We start from the raw sequence: 2,666 nt of genomic DNA on the forward strand, positions 1-2,666 counted from the left end.
GCCGCCGCCCCCGCCAAGAAGGTGACGGCTGCGAAGAAGGCAGCAGCGCCGGCCAAGAAGGCCGCTGCTCCGGCCAAGAAAGCCGCAGCGCCAGCGAAGAAGGCAACGGCCGTGAAGAAGTCGGCTGCACCGGCCAAGAAGGCCGCAGCACCGGCGGCCAAGAAGGCCAGCGCCAAGCCAGCGACCGCGACCAAGAAGGCCGTGACGTCGGCGAAGAAGACCTCGGCCGCACCTGCTGCCAAGAAGCCTGCCGCAGCACCGGCCGCCAAGAAGGCCGCCGCGCCCAAGAAAGCCGCCAAGGCCCCTGCGCCCGCGCCTGCAGCCCAGACCACGCTGAACCCCCAGGCCGCCTGGCCCTTCCCCACGGGTGGCAAGCCGTAAGGCCCACGTCCACGGGAAGTCCCGCCAACCCGGTGCCCTGCACCGGGTTTTTTTATGCCTGCTGCACACGCATCGTGCCGCAGCAGGCCTGTGCCCTCGGCTTACTCGGGGTGGAAGTCGAGCACGTAGTTCTGCGGCCCGCGCTGCGCGATCTTGAGCGCGCCCATGCGGTTGCCCAGCGCGGCGCAGCGCACCAGGGGCCAGTCCCGCTCCAGGCCGAAGAGCAGCGCGCCCCGCCAGGCGTCGCCGCAGCCGGTGGGGTCCACCACCTCGGCCGGCGCCGCGACCGGCACGTTGGTGCGCTCGCCGTTCTCCCAGACGTCGCAGCCCTCGGCGCCCAGCGTGACGACAAGGCCGCGCACCTTGCGGGAGATGTCCTGCAGGCTCCAGCCCGTGCGCTCGCACAGCATGCGGCCTTCGTAGTCGTTCACGGTGATCCACGTGGCCTGCTCGATGAACCGCGCCAGTTCCTGGCCGTTGAACATGGGCAGGCCCTGGCCCGGATCGAACACGAACGGAATGCCCGCCTCGACCAGTTGCGCGGCGTGCTGCAGCATGGCGTCGCGGCCATCGGGCGCGATGATGGCCAGGCGCACGTCAGGCTCGGCCACGATGCGCGAGCGGTGGGCCTGCATCATGGCACCGGGGTGGAAGGCCGTGATCTGGTTGTTGTCGCGGTCGGTCATGATCATCGCCTGGGCCGTGTAGAGGTCATCCACCTGTCCCACGTGGCGCGTGTCGATGGCCAGGCTGCGCAGGCGCTCCTGATAGCCTGCGCCGTCGCTGCCCAGCATGGCCATGGGCACCGGATCGCCGCCCAGCAGCTTCAGGCTGTAGGCGATGTTGCCGGCGCAGCCGCCGAAGTCCCGGCGCAGGGAAGGCACGAGGAACGAGACGTTCAGGATGTGCAACTGGTCCGGCAGTATCTGCTCGGCGAAGCGGCCCTCGAAAGTCATGATGGTGTCGAACGCCAGGGAACCGCAAATCAAGGCAGCCATAACAAATCCGGTGAAGAAGAAAAGATCCGAAGATCAGGGATAGAAAGCCAGAACACGGTAGCCGGAGACGCGCGCGCCGCCCGTGGCCACCACCATGGGCAAGGTGCCGCTCCATTCGCCGCCGGGCGCGATCTCCGCGGGAGCCCCCAGGTCCTGGGGCTGCAGCACGCGGCGCAGCACCGGCCGGTCCTGCGTGTCGGTCAGCGTGAGCTCCACCGACGGCATGGCCACGGCAAAGCCGGCACGGCTCTTGATGGACAAGGCCAGCTGATACGAGTCGCCCCGTCCCTTGTTGAAGGACGAGCTGTCGATCACCACTTCGGTGATGCGGCGCGGGGCGGCGATGGCGCATTGCAGCGGCACGCACAGCGCCTGGAGGATGGGCCGCGCACCGGGGTACTGCGATGCCAGCCGGTCGCGCTCCTGCACTGCCATCTGCAGGCCAAGGCCTGCGGCCAGGGCCATCAGCAGCACGGCCAGGCCGGCCCGCACCGCCGGCTTGCCCCAGAAGGCCTTGCGGCGCGCGGCGCGCATGAAGCCCGGCTCATCGGCGGCCGTGGCATGCACCGCATCGTCGTCTTCGTCATCGTCTTTCGCAGGCGAGTGCAGCGGCAGGCGGTGAACGGAAGGCTGCGCACCGGCCAGGGCCGCGGAGGCGATGGCCGCTTCTGCCGGCAACGCCACCACGCCCTCCAGCCCACCACCGGCCTGCGTGGCAATGGCCACCGGATCGGTGTCGGCATCGATGGCTTCCAGGGCCATGTCCATGGCCACCGCCTTGGCGATGGCATCGTCGGTCGAAGCCTGCCGCCCATTGCCATCCGGCACATCGGCGGCGGCGAGCAGCGGCCCGTCGTCCAGATCCTCGGGCCATTCGGAATCGCGCAACTCGGCGAAGGGCAGTTCATAGCCCGCTGGCTCCGGTGGCGGTGCGCTGTGCGCGCGCCCTGCCACAGCCGCTTCATCCTGCGGGGTTGTCGAGGCGGCGGGCACCGCACCGATGGGCCGTTCAGCGGCAGCCACCGATCCCGGCAAGGCCCATCCCGATGGCAGTGGAGGTAGAACGGGCTTGGCCGGCGCGGCAGTGGAATCCGTCGCGCTCGAGCGGGTTCGCCAAACCAGCGGAGACGCAGGCTCCAGGCTCCAGTCGGCGGGCGGCTCCACGCCCGGCGACGCCAGCGGCCGCGCCGTGAGATAGCTCGGCACCGGCGGCGGCTCCGGCACCTCCAGTGGCGCGGGCGGGGCGGGGTCGTCCATCGGCAGCGGTGCGGTCGGCGCTGGCGTTGG

The 2,666-nt window shown here is 70.3% G+C and carries 2 protein-coding genes and 1 pseudogene; 1 reads left to right on the top strand and 2 read right to left on the bottom strand.

The window, feature by feature from the left end; all coding sequences use genetic code 11:
- Nucleotides 1–381: pseudogene (locus AC27IO_RS22640) on the top strand (hypothetical protein); the annotation flags it as partial.
- Nucleotides 382–482: 101 nt separating this feature from the next.
- Here the strand turns inward: AC27IO_RS22640 and AC27IO_RS22645 are convergent.
- Nucleotides 483–1,379 carry a carbohydrate kinase family protein gene (locus AC27IO_RS22645; protein ID WP_498740891.1) on the bottom strand — a complete coding sequence of 299 codons (897 nt, stop codon included), beginning with the start codon at nt 1,377–1,379 and terminating at the stop codon, nt 483–485.
- 33 nt (nt 1,380–1,412) lie between these two features.
- Nucleotides 1,413–2,666: DUF3426 domain-containing protein (locus AC27IO_RS22650; protein ID WP_498740893.1), on the bottom strand; the 1,254-nt coding region annotated here is incomplete at its 5' end.

The organism is Acidovorax sp. KNOB132, from assembly GCF_057541515.1.

Coding starts and splice junctions, on each gene's coding strand:
- AC27IO_RS22645 (WP_498740891.1), bottom strand. CDS start 1,379: ATGGCTGCCTTGATTTGCGGTTCCCTGGCGTTCGACACCATCATGACT.